Below are 14,760 nucleotides of genomic sequence, written 5' to 3' on the forward strand. Positions count from 1 at the left end.
CCACGTTTCCAGGGGATTGACACTTCAATCGCTCACACACCGTGATGATGTGATGGGTCCGTGCTGCGGTGATGTCCACGGTCCGGCCGGGCAGTGCGGGCGAATACCAGATCACCTCTCCAGCCGGATCGGTGACGGCCTGGATGTTCACACCGTGGCGTCTGGCCTTGCCGGAGTAGTTGCGTTGGCCGTCGCCGACCCGGTCGCACTCGGCGATGGTGCCGTCCACCAGGACGTATTCCGGCTTGGCTTTCCGTAGCGCCCCGGTCAGGGACGGTGCCCGGCCTGCGAGGAGCGCCGTCACGCTGTGCACGTAGGCGTGGGCGGTGGCTTCGCTGATCCCGAAACCAGCGGCGATCTTCGCGAGGGTGGTGTGCTCCCGCAGGTAGACCAGCGCCACCAGGGCCCGTCCCGACGGGCGGAGCTTGCAGCGGCGGTCACCCTCCTGGGTGACGATGAGCATGGTGACCCACTCCACGAGCGTGTGCGGTAGGTCCAGTGCGCAAGGATAGGTAACCAACGAGGCTCTCTGGCTGGCGAGTTGAGACGTGAGACATCTTGCTCAACAGTCCGAGGGCCTCGCCTGTCACGGGTTGACCTCTGTCACCCGATCAGTGGCAGGGCTGAAGAAGCTCACTCTATTTTCGTGTCAGACCCACGAGGGGAAGGCCATCGGTGTGTGGGGGTGGTGAAGTGGATGGTGATGGTGAGGCCGCCGTCGGGGTTGGCTTCGGCTGTCACGTGGGCTTGGTGCGCTTGGGCGATGTTGGCCACGATGGACAGGCCGAGGCCGGCGCCTTCACCGGTGGCTTTGCGGCGTTCGGCAAGTCGGTGGAAGGGCTCGAAGAGGCGGGGCACAACGTCGGCCGGGATGACGGGGCCAGTGTTGGCGACGGTCAGGTTCTCGGGGCTGGTGCGGATGGTGACGTGTCCGGTGGGGTGGTTGTAGCGCACGGCGTTGTCGATGAGGTTGTGTACGAGTTGTTCGAGCAGGATCGGGTCGCCTTCGATGTGCAGGGGCTGGGTCTGAAGGTCGAGGGCGACTTGGTGGTCACGGGCTGTGGGGGCTGTGTGGTGGCATACCTGCGTGGTGATTTGATCCAGGCGTACCGGGTCGTGGCGTTCGAGGCCGCGGTCGGATGTGGCGAGCAGGAGCAGGCCGTCGATGAGGTGGGTGCTGTGTTCGCTGATGCGGATCAGTTCCTGGCGGATGTCGGCGATGTGGTCGGGGCCGGGGGTGCCGGCGAGGCCGATCTCGGCTGCGGCCCGTTGCTGGGCCAAGGGGGTGCGCAGTTCGTGTGCGGCGTTGGCGGCGAAGCGGCGTTGTGCGGTGATGAGTTGTTCCATGCGGTCGAGCATGTCGTCGAAGGTGTCGGCGAGGCGTTTGAGTTCTCCGGGCGGTGCGTCGAGGGCGATGCGTTCGTGGAGGGTGGCGCTGGACAGTTGCCGGGCTTGTTCGGTGATGGCAGCGACGGGGCGCAGGATGCGGCCGGAGATCCACCAGGACAGGGCGATGGAGAGGGCGGCGAAGACGGCAAGTGCGATCAGGCAGACGGTCAGCAGCTGGTGCAGGGCGGTTTGTTCGATGGTGGCGGCGAGGTTTTCTGCGGAGCCGTGGCGGTGGACTCGCGTGGGTGACGGTCCCGTGGGAGGGGGCGCCGTGTCGTTGACGACGTCGGCTGTGGTGATCGCCCCGTAGATCTTGTTGTAGAAGCCTCGGCGCAGGAGCACGTACACCAGGGTGATCAGGCCGCCCTGAGCAAGGAGGAGCAGTGTGGCGTACAGGGCGGTGAGCCGCAGTCGTTCGGCTGCCTGGTGTTGTCGGCGTTTCATGGTCCGTCCTGGGGGGCGGCGGTGATGCGGTAGCCGGCGCCGGGGACGGTTTCGATCACCGGTGGGTCGCCGAGTTTGGTGCGTAGGCGGCTGAGGGTGACGCGGACGGCGGCGCTGTCGTAGCCGATGCCCTCCTGCCAGACCTCTTCGATCAGGTCCTCGCGGCTGACGGCGGCGCCTTCGGCTCGCATGAGGGTTTCCAGGACGGCGAATTCCTTGGGGGTGAGTTGCAGGGGGCGGCCTGTGCGGGTGGCGTGGCGGGCGGTGGTGTCCAGGCGGATCCCCGCGCGCTGGAGGACGGGGGGCAGTGCCGGGCGTGCGCGTCGGCCGAGGGCCAGCACGCGGGCGAGGAGTTCCTCGTAGGCGAAGGGTTTGCTGAGGTAGTCGTCAGCGCCCAGGCCAAAGCCGGCGACCTTCTCGTGCAGGGCTGTGGAGGCGGTGAGCATGAGGATGCGGGTGAGCAGCCCCTGGGCGATCACGCGGCGGCACACTTCGTCGCCGTGCAGTCCGGGCAGGTCCCGGTCCAGGATCATCACGTCGTAGGCGGCGAAGGTGAGCTTGTCCATGGCCTGAAGGCCGTCTGGGGCGACGTCGACGGCCAGGTGTTCCCGGCGGAGTCCGTCGGCGATCATCCGGGCCAGGAACGCATCGTCTTCCACCACGAGTACGCGCATATCACCTTTTGTACCCGAGGCCGGTGTTTCTGCGGCGCAACAGGTCCTGTTCGGGAACGGAAACGTCTGCTTCCTCCAAGCTGCATGGAGCGCCGCGCAGTCAGGGATTGCTACGTGGTGCGTCATACCTCACTCGGCCTGGACCTGGGAGATTTCCGTGAAGAAGACGTATCGGATGCAGGTGGTGTCGGCGGCGGTGATGTTCGCCTTTGCCTTGTTCGCCACTGGCTGCTCAAGCGGGGGTGAGGAGGGAAAGGGCAGTGGCTCGCAGGGGCAGGACGCCGGTGCCGAGCAGGCCAAGCAGATGGACTGCCTGCGCAGCAAGGGTGTGCAGGTGGCTGATGGCGGCGACGGCCTGGGTGGTATCAACTGGGGCGACATCTCCGAGGACGAGAGGGCTAGAATCAGCCGGGAGTGCAAGATCGAGGACTCGTCCGGCCCAGGCACATCGGGCTCGGACAGCGGCATGTCCCAGGCCGACAAGGACAAGTTCCTCGAGATCGCCAAGTGCATGCGCAAGGAGGGCATCGATGTCCCCGATCCGAAGTTTGCCGGCGGCGGTGTGATGCTGGGTGGGAAGGGCGACTCGGACAAGCCCGGATACAAGGATGCGCTGGACAAGTGCTCCGCGAAGGTCGGCATCAAGTGACGCGGCGCCGGAAGGTGCTCATCGGCGTCGCGGCGGCCACGCTTGCCGCTGCCGGGGCGGTGACGGCGGTCTCGCTTGTCGGCGACCACGCTATGCCCAGCACGTATGAGCAGACCGGAGGGCCCCAGGCCCTTGGTGACGTCACCAGGGGCGACCTGAACGCCGCCGTGCGGGCGCAGGGCCGGCTCGCCTACGCGGGCAGCCGCAAGGTGAACGCGGGGCAAGGCGGGGTGCTGACCTGGCTACCCAAGGCCGGCGCGCAGGTCGGACGGGGCGAGAAACTGTACGAGGTGGATGCCAGGGGCGTGTACCTGATGTACGGGGACAAGCCCATGTACCGCGTCATGAAGCCCGGGGACAAAGGCGAGGACGTGCGCCAGCTCAAGCAGAACCTCAAGGCCCTCGGCTACGGCAACCAGCTCACCGCAGATACCACCTACACACCTGGTACGGCCCTTGCCGTGAACGAGTGGCAGAAGGACAGGGGCCTGAAGCAGACTGGGACGATCAGCGCCGCACAGATGGTGTTCGCCCCCGACTCCCTGCGCGTAGGCACACAGCAGGCCGCCCTCGGCGATCGGCTCGAGCCCGGCAAGCAGGTCTATACGGCTTCCGGGGCCCAGCGGATCGTGGAAGTCGACCTCAAGGAGTCCGATGCGGGGCAGCGCAAGGTGGGCGACAAGGTCAGCGTCCAGCTGCCCGACGGCACCAAGACGGACGGGAAGATTTCCTCCGTCGGCGACCCCGCCGCTGGCCAGGAACCGGGGCAGGGCCCGGGCGGGGACGGCTCCGGCGGCCAGGACAGCGGCGGGAACGGATCCGGCGGTTCCAAGGACTCCAAGATCAAAGTGACCATCGAGTTCGCTCCCCCGGGCGAGGCCAAAGGCGCCGACCAGGCCCCGGTCACCGTCTTCATGAACGGCGAGCACCGCACCGATGTGCTATCGGTGCCCGTCGAAGCCCTCATCGCGCTGCCCGGCAAGGGCTTTGGGGTCCAAGCCATCGAGGACGGCAAGGTCCGCGATGTCCCGGTCCAGCTGGGCTTGTTCGCCGACGGCCGGGTCGAGATCACCGGCAAGGGCATCAACGAGGGCATCAAGGTGGTCATACCCAAGTGACACACGAGACGCACGCCATGCACGCAGCGCCCGAAACATGCGAAACCATCCATCCGGCCGAACCAACTACGAAGGAAACGGTCGTCGCCCTCCGCGGCGTCGCCAAGGAATACCCCGGCGGGGTGACAGCCCTCCGTGGGGTGGACCTTACGATCGGCGGCGGAGAGCTGCTGGCCATCGTTGGCCCTTCCGGTTCCGGCAAGTCCACGCTGCTGCACATCATCGGCACCCTCGACCAACCCACCAGGGGCACGGTCATCCTGGCGGGGCACGACGTGGGCAGCCTGCCGGACCGGAACCTGTCGGCGCTGCGCGCCCAGCACGTGGGCTTCGTCTTCCAGGCCTTCCACCTCGTGCCGGGCACCAGCGCGCTCACCAACGTGACCGAAGGACTGCGCTACTCGGGCCTCTCGCGCGCCGAGCGCAAGCGGCGCGCAGCCGAAGCACTCGGCCGGGTAGGCCTCGGCGACCGGATGCACCACCGGCCCCACGAACTGTCCGGCGGCCAGAAACAGCGTGTCGCCATCGCACGCGCCGTCGCCGGCGAACCCGACGTGCTACTCGCCGACGAACCGACCGGAGCCCTCGACTCGGCCTCCGGCGAGGCAGTGATGGAACTACTGCACGAACTCCATATGCAAGGCGCCACTATCGCCGTCATCACCCACGACCAGGAACTCGCCGCCTCTCTACCCCGCCGAGTCGCCATCCGCGACGGACACGTCGTCGAGGACACTCACGCAACCCGACCGACAGGTGCACCATGACGACGCCGACGCAAGAACACACTCGGCTGCACCCGGCCCGCCTCACCTTCCCAGACGTGGCCGAGACCGGCTCCGCCGGTCTGCGCGGCCGCCCGATGCGTGTGGTCCTCTCGGCTCTAGGCATCGCCATCGGCATCGCAACCATGATCGCCGTCGTCGGCATCTCCTCCTCATCCAAAGCCAAACTCCTGGCCGACCTCGACAAACTCGGCACCAACATGCTCGTCGTCACACCCGGCCAGTCCTACTCCGACGGCAAACCCCAACTGCCCAAGAAATCCCCCGAGATGATCGCAAGGATCGACGGAGTGGAAGACGTCGGCGCATCCGCCTCACTCGACGGCCTACACATCTACCGCTCCGAACACATCCCCGCCACACAAACCAGCGGCCTGACCGTGCAAGCCGCCGGAGAAACCCTCCTCCAGACCGTACGCGGCTCCATAGTCTCCGGCACCTGGCTGAACAACGCCAACAGCCGCTACCCGGCCCTCGTCCTCGGCGACCTCGCCGCCCAGCGCCTCGGCGTGAGCGGACCCGGCCAGCAGGTCTACATCAATGGCCAGTACTTCACCGTTATCGGCGTTATGGGCCCCCTACCCCTCGTCGAGGACCTGCGCACCTCCGCCCTCGTCGGCTGGGATGCGGCGAAGGAACTGCTCGGCTTCGACGGCCACCCCACCTCCGTCTACGAACGCTCCGCCGACAGCGACGTCGAACACGTCCGCGACCTGCTCGCCAGGACCACCAGCCCCCAAGCGCCGCACGAAGTCAAGGTCTCCAACCCCTCCGATGCCCTCGCAGCCAAAGCCGCCTCCGAAGGCGCCTTCACCAAACTCCTCCTCGGACTCGGCGGCGTCGCCCTCCTCGTCGGCGGCGTCGGCGTCGCCAACACCATGATCATCTCAGTGCTCGAACGCCGCCACGAAATCGGACTGCGCCGCTCCCTCGGCGCCACCCGCGGCCAGATCCGGCTGCAGTTCGTCACCGAATCCCTGCTCCTGTCCGGCCTCGGCGGAATCGTCGGCATCGCCCTCGGCTCCCTCGCCACCTGGATCTACGCCACCACCAGCGCCACCCCCTGGCTGGTACCGCCCATCGCCATGGCCGCAGGATTCGCGGCTACCTTGCTCATCGGATCACTCGCCGGCCTCTACCCCGCCGTACGCGCCGCACGACTCTCCCCCACACTCGCCCTCCACACCACATAACGACGTTGTCGACGAGTAACGGGTTGACCCGCGATTGATGATCTTGGTCACGTGTGGGGACATGAGGAGGGTCACGGGAGTTGTCCTGAGTGTGATGATCCGCCAGGCCCGTGTAGCTATCTCCCATCCCGCCTTCTGCGGTGTCCCGGAGCAGTTCCTGGGTGAGTTGGTGGCCGAGCTCGCGCCGCGCTGGGAGGCGCGGTGCGGGCGCTATCGGGTTGTTGTGGGTGGCGTGAGGTGATCTTGATGTTGGGTCGTTGTGGGAGGGGTCGGTCGTGGGGTCCGAGGGGGCGTCGTCGTACAAGGGGTACTGCTTCCCGGCCGAGGTGATCGCTCACGCGGTGTGGCTGTATCACCGTTTTCCGCTCTCGTACCGGGAGGTCGAGGAGCTCCTCTTCGAGCGTGGCGTCGTCGTCTCGTACGAGTCGATCCGCGCCTGGTGCACCACGTTCGGCCCGGCCTACGCCAGACAACTGCGTCGCCGCCGGCCTCGCCCGGGCGACAAGTGGCGGGGATGTCAACTGGCTCTGTTCCGTAGTCGGTGGTGACGCTGGGTTCTGCTTATGGGAGGAGGATGCGGTGGCGGAGGAGGGCGAAGCCTGCTCGTCCGTGCATCTGCCTCATGATCCTCTTGGTGCGGGTGTTGACGCCCTCGGTGCGTCCGTTGTGGTAGGGCAGGGTGAGGCCGGCGTCCACGGCGGCGCGGTCGAGTTCAAGGCCGTTGCAGAAGGTCTGCAGGTGGGGCAGGTCGGCGGCCCGGACTGCGGTGATCCATTCGGTGAGCCGGGCGTCGTTGCCCGCGGCCGGGGCCAGCAGCTCGGCGAACTCGCGGACGAGCCGGGCGAGTTCGGTCATCTCAGGACAAGCAGCGGTGAGAGCTTCCAGGAGGGTGGTCTCCTTGGTGCGCAGGTGTTCAGGGCGGGTGAGCAGGAGTCGGGTGGCGCGTCGCGGGGTGGTGACCGGGCGGTCGCCTTCGGCGCGGCCGTGGTTGAGGTAGCGGACCAGCAGGTTGGCGCTGCCGGTGTAGCCCAACTCCCGTATCTCCCGCAGCAGGTGGGTGACAGGGACTGCGGGATCGGCCGCGCGGCGGGCGCGCAGATGGTCGCGGTAGGGGTCGACCAGGGTGGGCCGGTACTGGGGAGCGATGCGCAAGGCCGTCGGCTCGGGGATGCGGGCGTAGCGTTTGACGGTGTTCAGGGCCAGTCCCAGACGGCGGGAGCAGTCGAGCAGGCCGACGCCCTGGCTGAGGAGGCCGTGGATTTTGTGCCAGCGCTCGCGGGTGGTCTGCTCACGGACCCCGCCGGGGCGGGGCGGGTTGACGGTGGCCCAGCAGGGAGCATGGGCGCGGACCTCGGCCAGGACCTTGTCGCACACGTTGCGGAACAGGTGCCAGCGGTCGCTGACCTGCACCGCGTCCGGCAGTGCCCGCCGGATCGCCTCGGCGTAGGTGACCGATCCGTCCCGGCACACGACCTCGATTCCCCTCTTCCCGCGCAGCCAGGTCTCCAAAGTGGCGGCCTCGCGGTCGGGGAGAACCTCGACGCGCTGGCCGGTCTCGGCGTCGATGACGATCGTGGCATAGCGGTGCCGGCGGCGCAGGGCGAAGTCGTCGACCCCGATCACCCGTGGAACGCGGACCTGCGGCGCGGGGATGCGTCGCAGCAGGCGCAGGGCGGTGGCATACGAGACCGGTGTGGCCAGCCACCGGGTGAGCCGGGCTGCCGCCCGGCCGCATAACTCCTTGACCACCTTGGAGATCTGGCCGGTCAGACGCGTGGTGCGGCGTTGATGGCGTTCCAGCAGCCCCGGTATCTGTTCGCGGAAGGTCTGCCGCCGGCAGCCCAGGACAGGGCGGTGACCCGGACCGCCTCGCCGTCGCCCGCAACATCCTCGATGACCAGCGCTGACAACCCCGAAAACACCACAGCCACAAGCTCGTTGACATCCCGCATGAGATGTCAACGACACGCATCACCCTTCGTCACCACCAACTACGGAACAGAGCCAGAAGTTCGAACACCGTCCAAGCCACCCTGCGCGCTCCGGTCGAACGGACGATCTCCCGGATCAAGCAGTGGCGGATCTTCCGCCACGCCCGCATCAGCCCGACAGACTCACGTCAGTCGCCGCCGCGATCATCACCCTCATGATCTACACGTGAAAAACGCTCCTGGTCTCGCCGCGATAGAGCCTATCACGCTAGCCAATGCCGTTCGTCTTCTTTTTCTGCCAACAGTCGGGCTCTATAAACCCGTGGTGTGACTTTGAGTTCTCGCGCAATTTGGTGAGTTTGTAGGTCGGATTCTTGTGCCGTGGCTAGTTGCACAGCAGTGATCAGTTTGCGAGATGCCCACAATTCTGCAGTGCGCTCCTGCATGATGTGGACAGTCGACTCCAATTCCTCATTCGCGTAGACACACTGACGGTGACCCAGTGTAACGTGTGCGAGCTGATGAGTAAGTACACAGCGTTTCTGGGTCGAAGTCAGATCCTTGTGACAGTAGACCCTTCTTTGGTCGGGGTCCCAGGCTGCCATTACATCTGGCAGCTCAATATATTGAATTGCGATGTCAAGTTTTTTCAACTCGACTTCGGGGTCGAATGCATTCGCCCTGGCTGAGTGTGAGTCTCTGTTTGGGGAGACGGGGGGCTGTTCCTGTGTCACGCTCGGACTGCCTGGCCCCTCTCTCAGGCTGGTACCGACTGGCTGGAATGCAGCCAGGTTAAGAAGAGACTCTGGCCCGGGCTGTTTCATCAGTGGGCGGAGTGCAACTTGAACGTCATAAGCGGGCGTTCCATTGAGTAGAGCATGCGTAGCGGCGCTGATTGATGAGTTGCGGGCTCTGACTGCTTCCTTGACTGCCTCGAGAAGGGAATCGAGACTGGTCATGGATGTCGGGTGCCGTAGGGTGTTGGTCACGTCTATCCAACGGCTGTTTTTTCGCGAAGGCACTTTTTTTGCGCTACTTGAGTGATCAAAGCTACACATTCAGCCCACAGGCGTTGTCGAGTTGTTGGTGTGGGTGGTGAGTTGGGGTGTGATGAGGGTGCGGGTGTGTTCGCGGTGGCGCCTTGGTCAGCCGGTCACGGTCGCGGCGGTGACGGTCTTCCAGACGGTGAAGTGTTCGGTCATTTCGGTGCGGTAGTCACTGGCTGTGAGCAGGTGCCGCCGGGGTCGGAAGTGTGAGGAGATCTGGGAGAAGCAGGCAAGGGATGTCTGGGCCGCTCCGACGGGGGGAAGTTCTTCATGGCGCGTTCGCGTTGTCTGGTGGGCTGTTGGCTGTTCTCGGCCCGGTTGTTTAGGTACTTCGAGGTGCGGTGCTCGACCGAGGGCATGACCTGGCGGTGGGTGGCGTCGTAGGAGCGGAGTTTGTCGGTGACGATCACGCGGGGCAGGTACGCGTACTCCTTGAGGAGCTTGCGGAAGAACCGCTTCGCCGCCGTGGTGTCCCGCTTGTCCGTGACGAGAATGTCGAGGACGTTGCCGTCCTGGTCCACCGCGCGCCAGAGGTAGCGCATCCGGCCGTTGACCTTGATGAACACCTCGTCCAGGTGCCACTTGTCGCCCGGGCGAGGCCGGCGGCGACGCAGTTGTCTGGCGTAGGCCGGGCCGAACGTGGTGCACCAGGCGCGGATCGACTCGTACGAGACGACGACGCCACGCTCGAAGAGGAGCTCCTCGACCTCCCGGTACGAGAGCGGAAAACGGTGATACAGCCACACCGCGTGAGCGATCACCTCGGCCGGGAAGCAGTACCCCTTGTACGACGACGCCCCCTCGGACCCCACGACCGACCCCTCCCACAACGACCCAACATCAAGATCACCTCACGCCACCCACAACAACCCGATAGCGCCCCTGCCAGCCGAAGCCGAAAAGGTTCGGGCTGACACGATACTCGTACGAAACTTACGCTCGTCGCCTTTTATGCCATTTCCCGGAAGCGATCCCCGCTCATCTCAGCCAGCATTAACAGGCTTGGGCATGGGATTCAACTGAAATGTTGCCTGCCCGCTGTAAACCGGGGTTGGATCGGCCACAGGGTTTGTCCCCCCTGGAGGAATAAACTGCGCTGGCGTGTCAGGGGTGAACGTGTAACTCATCGGAGAATTATCGTTCACCACTACCGGATTCCCTTTAGTGTTCGTCTGGCGCGCCTTATGTCCAGCCGCGAGCGTAAATTTAATTTTCCCACTACCCGGCGCGGAGGGTGCACCCAGCGTCGCCGGGGCGTTGTATTGAGCGACTGTCTCTGGTGAGATATTTTCAATATCCTGCGGAATGCAGACTACTTGACCTCCCGCCGAAAAGCCTCCCGTTCCATCCAGAGTGACGATAACGGGAGTTACCCAAGTCGGAACGAGAGGCATCGTGGGTACTGGTACATTAATTTTATCTCCCTTGCGAACTACAAGGTTTCCCATTTGCATCACCCTTCCAGAGAGTCGTAAATGGCAGACCCCGTCACCCGTGAGCATCTCTCCTCGTTTGCTCTCTAGCAAGTAGGTGGTCCGTCATTCACCCAAATAGTCCTATTGCCTGCATGTACGAGGCAAGGCGAAGCCTGTCACGGCATCTGTAACGGGTTGACCTGCGATTGATGTTGGGATGTGTTGGCCTGGAGGTTCGGCTGATGGTTGGTTCAGCGGGTCGCCGGGCGGACGAGGACGAGTTCGGTGCTGGTCCTGCGCCGGGGGATGCGCCTGGCGGCGCGGTCGGAGACCAGGGCGGCGACGGGCGCGGTGGGTTTCTCCGTAGGTTTCGCGGCGTCCGGCGTACCGCTGAAGCGGGCGCCACTGGCGGTGTTCGGCGTTGGCGTGCTCGACGCAGATCCGCCGGGAGGACTGGCGGCGTTTGTGTTGGCGCCATCCGTAGTACTCGGTCAGTGGGGCGTTGTCACCGTCGAGGCCATTCGGCTTCTTCGGCGGGGCCGAGTCCTGGTCGGGGAACTCGTTGGCGAGTCCGCGGTAGCCGTCGTCGACTTCGGCTTTCACCGTAGGGTGGTGGCGGAACTGCTCGGCGATGCCTTCGGTGCGGACTGCGGTCTGGTCATGCATTCTGCCAGGGCGTTCGGCCCCGGCCGCCCGTCAACTTCCCCGATGATGGGGCGATGCGCATCTCCCACGAGGCGATCCACCAGGCCCTCTACATCCAGGGACGCGGCGGGCTGAAACGCGAGTTGACGGCCTGTCTGCGCACCGACCGAGCTCTGCGCGTCCCGCGGGCACGGACCCGAGGGCGGGGCAAGAAGTTCGTCACCGACGAGGTTAGGATCTCCCAGCGGCCCGCCGAGGCCGAGGACCGGGCGGTGCCCGGGCACGGGGAAGGCGACCTCATCATCGGCTTGAACAGCTCCGCGATCGGCACCCTGGTCGAGCGCACCACCCGCTTCACCATGCTGCTGCACCTGCCGCCGATGCCCGGCCACAGCGGCCCCCGCGCCAAGAACGGCCCGGCCCTGGCTGGTCACGGAGCCAAGGCTGTGCGTGACGCGATCTCCGCGACGATCACGGAACCTGCCCGAACAGCTCCGCAAGTCGCTGACCTGGGATCAGGGCGCAGAGATGGCCCAACACGCCCACCTTCGCATCAAACCGGCATCGAGATCTACTTCGCCGATCCACACAGCCCCTGGCAACGCGGCACCAACGAAAACACCAACGGCCTCCTCCGCCAGTACTTCCCCTGAGGTTCCCCCGAGATGCGGAGGATGGTGACAGAGGGTCAGATGGTTCTCATGAGAGGAACATCGACCATGGCTGCCCCCAGGAAGTACTCGCTGGAGTTGCGCGAGCGTGCGGTGCGGATGTACCGGACCTCCGACCCGAAGCCCCAGATCAAGCGACTGGCCATCGAGCTCGGCGTGCATCCCGAGGCCCTGCGCGGCTGGATCCGGCAGGCCGAGGCCGATGCCGGCGAGCGGGACGACCGGCTGACCAGCGACGAACGCGTCGAACTCGCCGCGCTTCGCAAGGAGAACGCCCAGCTCAAGCGCGCGAGCGAAGTTCTGCGGACGGCCTCGGCTTTTTTCGCGGCGCAACTCGACCCGACCCGGCCCAGGTGACGGGGCTCTGTGAACGGTCTCGTTATTCCCCAGGGCTGGGGTCACGTAATTCCCCAGCCCCTCGCGTGATCGGGGTCAGTCTGAGGACTTCTTGGGGCGCTTGTTCGGCCGGAAGCTGGGGCCGTTCATGATGACTTGGTGGCTGGTGTTGATGAGCCGGTCCAGGAGCGACTCGGCGACGACGGGGTTTGGTTTGGGAAGAGCGGATACCAGTCGCTGGGCGCCCGGTTGCTCGTGATGATCAGGGACCGGCCCTGGCGTTCGCTGACCAGCTCGTAGAGGTCGTCGGCCTGGGCCGCGGTGAGCTGGCGCATGGCGAAGTCGTCGAGGATGAGGACGTCGGGCCGTACCAACTCGCGGATCCGTTTCGCCCAGGTGCGGTCCGCATGGCCGCCAGCCAGGTCCGCGAGGACGCGACTGGTCTTGGCGAAACGGACGTTGGCGCCCTGGCGGACGGCGAGATGGCCCAGGGCCTGGGCGATATGCGTCTTGCCGACCCCGACCGGACCGAACAAAATGACCGACTCCCCAGCGTGGAGCCAGCGCAGGGCTCCGAGGTCTCGGATCTGGGCGGCGGGAAGCTTGGAAGAAGCAGCGAAGTCGAACTCTTCCAAGGTGACCTGCTGCTCGAACCTCGCCCGGTGCAGGCGCCGTTGGAAGGCGACGGTCTCGCGGCGGGTAATCTCGTCCTGGCAGAGGATCTGGAGAAAGTCCAGGTGGCCGAGCTCTCCGCTGTGGGCCTGGGCCAGGCGGGCGTCGAGGGTTTCCAGCATCCCCGAGAGTCGCAGGGCCTTCAGCGATTCCCGCAGGGCGGTGTCCATCACGCTCATCGAAGCGTCTCCTCGGCGTCGTGATGGACCTGGTCACCGAGATCGCCACCCGCGATCCCGGTGGATGCGACGGTCGCGAACAGCTGCTGGGGTCCGTGGAGGAAGGCGGCCGCTCCGGCATCGCCGCTGGTCTCGGGCTCGGGGTCGGTCTCGGTGCCGGCGACCAGGATTCCCTTGATGGTGCGATAGGAGGGATCACCGACCGCGATCGCCTTCGCGCAGGCCGCTTCCAGCCGCGTCTCGCCGTACTTCTTGCGCAGGCCGAGAATCCCCTGGGCGGCGCGTAGCCGGTAGAGCGCGTTGATCTCCAGCAGCAGGTCGATGACGGTGCGGCAGGCGTCGCCGACCTCCGATGCCTGGGTGCGGCACCAGACCGGCGTCCGCATCTGGAAGGCGATCTTCTCCGGTGGGTAGTCACCCCGGTCGGTGCGTTTCCCCTGCTCAAGTGCCGCGTGAGTCTTGACCAGTTCACCGTTGAGGAAGACCTGGACCATCGTCGCGGTGGAGCGGACGTCGACCTTGCGGCCGATCAGTTTCCAGGGCACCGAGTAGAGGGTGCGGCCAACCTTGATGTGGATGTCGGGACCGACCGTCGCCGTCGACCAGCGGGCCAGGACGAACGCGATGGGCGGCAGCGGCAGCAGCGTCTCGGCCTCCACCGCCGCGAAGACGGCCGCCGGTGCCGCCCTGTCCAGCGGCCGGCAGTCACGGCGCCCAGCGACGTCGCGGCTCCAGACCACTGCCTCCTTCTGCATCTGTTCGAGCGAGGCGAACTCCCGGCCCCGCCAGAACGAGTCTCTGATATAGGGCATAGGCCGCTCGACCCTGGGCTTATCTTTTGGCTTCAAAGCGCGAGCTGGATCTACCAACGCCCCGTAGTGGGTGGCGAGTTCGGCATACGCCTTGTTGATCTTCGGGTCGTAGAGGTCGGGCTTGTCGACCCCGGTCTTCAGGTTGTCGGGCACCAGCCGGCGCGGGACGCCGCCGAAGTACTCGAACGCCGCGACGTGGGCCTCGGTCCAGGCGTGCTGATCGAGATGCACCACGGGCCGCATGAACATGTGCCTTGAGGCGGGCAGCACCATCACGAACGCCCAGATCCGGTGCCGCTTGCCCGTCCTCGGATTGATCCACTGCCCCAGGAAGCCGTAGTCGATCTGGGCCTCCGAGCCCGGTTCGACTTCGTCCCGCAGGACCGTGACCTGCGACTTCTTCACCTCGTCGGGCAGCGTGTCGCGGATCCACCGGCGGAGGGAGGACTGGGAGATCTCCAGCTTGCGCTCGTCTCGCAGCCGCTGGTGGATCGTCGAGACGGTCACTTTCCCCAGCAGCGACTCGATGAAGTCACGGTGCAGGTCGATCTCCGGCCAGGTCAGCTGCCGCAGGCGCCGGTCGGCCAGCTCCGGGAACCACCCCTTGATCAGCTTCCCCCAGTCCGCCTCGCTCATCGGCGGCCCGCCCGGCGCGATCCCCGACGCCTCCGCCGGCGCCAGGTACTTCCTGACTGTCTTGCGGTCCACCCCCAGCGACCTGGCCAGATCGCTCTTCGAGCGGCCCGCGTACCAGTGGACGTAGATCTCGGTGATGTCGACCACGACCAGCGTTCTCCTTGC

General features: G+C 65.8%; 10 protein-coding genes and 7 pseudogenes. 7 read left to right on the forward strand and 10 right to left on the reverse strand.

The window, feature by feature from the left end:
* Positions 1-28: 28 nt before the first annotated feature.
* From PV796_RS41290 to PV796_RS41300, 3 genes and pseudogenes are all read right to left on the reverse strand, one after another.
* A pseudogene (locus tag PV796_RS41290) lies at positions 29-520 on the reverse strand (transposase family protein); the annotation flags it as partial.
* A gap of 113 nt (positions 521-633) precedes the next feature.
* A complete protein-coding gene (locus PV796_RS41295) occupies positions 634-1,833 on the reverse strand; it encodes a sensor histidine kinase (protein ID WP_274919587.1) in 1,200 nt (399 codons plus the stop codon).
* Positions 1,830-2,507: a response regulator transcription factor gene (locus PV796_RS41300; protein WP_274919588.1), complete on the reverse strand. Its 678-nt coding sequence runs from the start codon at positions 2,505-2,507 to the stop codon at positions 1,830-1,832. The genes PV796_RS41295 and PV796_RS41300 overlap by 4 nt, the downstream gene beginning before the upstream one ends.
* 157 nt (positions 2,508-2,664) lie before the next feature.
* Here PV796_RS41300 and PV796_RS41305 point away from each other — a divergent pair, with 157 nt between their 5' ends.
* From PV796_RS41305 to PV796_RS41325, 5 genes and pseudogenes are all read left to right on the forward strand, one after another.
* On the forward strand, positions 2,665-3,156 hold the full coding sequence (locus PV796_RS41305) for a hypothetical protein (protein WP_274919589.1): 492 nt from the start codon (positions 2,665-2,667) through the stop codon (positions 3,154-3,156).
* Positions 3,153-4,274, forward strand: coding sequence for an efflux RND transporter periplasmic adaptor subunit (locus PV796_RS41310; RefSeq protein WP_274919590.1), 1,122 nt, complete (start codon positions 3,153-3,155; stop codon positions 4,272-4,274). The genes PV796_RS41305 and PV796_RS41310 overlap by 4 nt, the downstream gene beginning before the upstream one ends.
* A gap of 17 nt (positions 4,275-4,291) precedes the next feature.
* Positions 4,292-5,041, forward strand: a complete 750-nt coding sequence (locus tag PV796_RS41315) for an ABC transporter ATP-binding protein (protein WP_274919671.1) — start codon at positions 4,292-4,294, stop codon at positions 5,039-5,041.
* Positions 5,038-6,252, forward strand: a complete 1,215-nt coding sequence (locus tag PV796_RS41320) for an ABC transporter permease (protein WP_274919591.1) — start codon at positions 5,038-5,040, stop codon at positions 6,250-6,252. Before PV796_RS41315 ends, PV796_RS41320 begins: the two co-directional genes overlap by 4 nt.
* A 275-nt stretch (positions 6,253-6,527) precedes the next feature.
* Positions 6,528-6,761, forward strand: a pseudogene (locus tag PV796_RS41325) (IS6 family transposase); the annotation flags it as partial.
* A 52-nt stretch (positions 6,762-6,813) separates the two neighbouring features.
* Here PV796_RS41325 and PV796_RS41330 read toward each other — a convergent pair.
* The 5 genes and pseudogenes from PV796_RS41330 to PV796_RS41350 form a co-directional block, all read right to left on the reverse strand.
* Positions 6,814-8,204 (reverse strand): annotated as a pseudogene (locus PV796_RS41330) (ISL3 family transposase).
* Positions 8,205-8,446: 242 nt separating this feature from the next.
* A complete protein-coding gene (locus PV796_RS42570) occupies positions 8,447-9,241 on the reverse strand; it encodes an ImmA/IrrE family metallo-endopeptidase (protein ID WP_446750722.1) in 795 nt (264 codons plus the stop codon).
* 87 nt (positions 9,242-9,328) lie between these two features.
* Positions 9,329-10,041 (reverse strand): annotated as a pseudogene (locus PV796_RS41340) (IS6 family transposase).
* Positions 10,042-10,212: 171 nt separating this feature from the next.
* Positions 10,213-10,731 (reverse strand): hypothetical protein, encoded by a 519-nt coding sequence (locus PV796_RS41345; protein WP_274919592.1) that lies wholly within the window; start codon positions 10,729-10,731, stop codon positions 10,213-10,215.
* Positions 10,732-10,785: 54 nt separating this feature from the next.
* Positions 10,786-11,310, reverse strand: coding sequence for a hypothetical protein (locus PV796_RS41350; RefSeq protein WP_274919593.1), 525 nt, complete (start codon positions 11,308-11,310; stop codon positions 10,786-10,788).
* Positions 11,311-11,345: 35 nt separating this feature from the next.
* Between PV796_RS41350 and PV796_RS41355 the strand changes: the two are divergent.
* Together PV796_RS41355 and PV796_RS41360 are read left to right on the forward strand one after the other, a co-directional pair.
* Positions 11,346-11,939 (forward strand): annotated as a pseudogene (locus tag PV796_RS41355) (IS30 family transposase); the annotation flags it as partial.
* A 69-nt stretch (positions 11,940-12,008) separates the two neighbouring features.
* Positions 12,009-12,284, forward strand: a pseudogene (locus PV796_RS41360) (transposase); the annotation flags it as partial.
* Positions 12,285-12,392: 108 nt separating this feature from the next.
* Here PV796_RS41360 and istB read toward each other — a convergent pair.
* A pseudogene (gene istB, locus PV796_RS41365) lies at positions 12,393-13,147 on the reverse strand (IS21-like element helper ATPase IstB).
* A complete protein-coding gene (istA, locus tag PV796_RS41370) occupies positions 13,144-14,742 on the reverse strand; it encodes an IS21 family transposase (RefSeq protein ID WP_274919595.1) in 1,599 nt (532 codons plus the stop codon). Before istA ends, istB begins: the two are co-directional and overlap by 4 nt.
* Positions 14,743-14,760: the final 18 nt, after the last annotated feature.

Source organism: Streptomyces sp. WZ-12, from assembly GCF_028898845.1.
Taxonomy (GTDB): domain Bacteria; phylum Actinomycetota; class Actinomycetes; order Streptomycetales; family Streptomycetaceae; genus Streptomyces.

Coding starts and splice junctions, on each gene's coding strand:
- PV796_RS41295 (WP_274919587.1), bottom strand. CDS start 1,833: ATGAAACGCCGACAACACCAGGCAGCCGAACGACTGCGGCTCACCGCC.
- PV796_RS41300 (WP_274919588.1), bottom strand. CDS start 2,507: ATGCGCGTACTCGTGGTGGAAGACGATGCGTTCCTGGCCCGGATGATC.
- PV796_RS41315 (WP_274919671.1), top strand. CDS start 4,292: ATGCACGCAGCGCCCGAAACATGCGAAACCATCCATCCGGCCGAACCA.
- PV796_RS41320 (WP_274919591.1), top strand. CDS start 5,038: ATGACGACGCCGACGCAAGAACACACTCGGCTGCACCCGGCCCGCCTC.
- PV796_RS42570 (WP_446750722.1), bottom strand. CDS start 9,241: ATGTGTAGCTTTGATCACTCAAGTAGCGCAAAAAAAGTGCCTTCGCGA.
- PV796_RS41345 (WP_274919592.1), bottom strand. CDS start 10,731: ATGCTCACGGGTGACGGGGTCTGCCATTTACGACTCTCTGGAAGGGTG.
- PV796_RS41350 (WP_274919593.1), bottom strand. CDS start 11,310: ATGCATGACCAGACCGCAGTCCGCACCGAAGGCATCGCCGAGCAGTTC.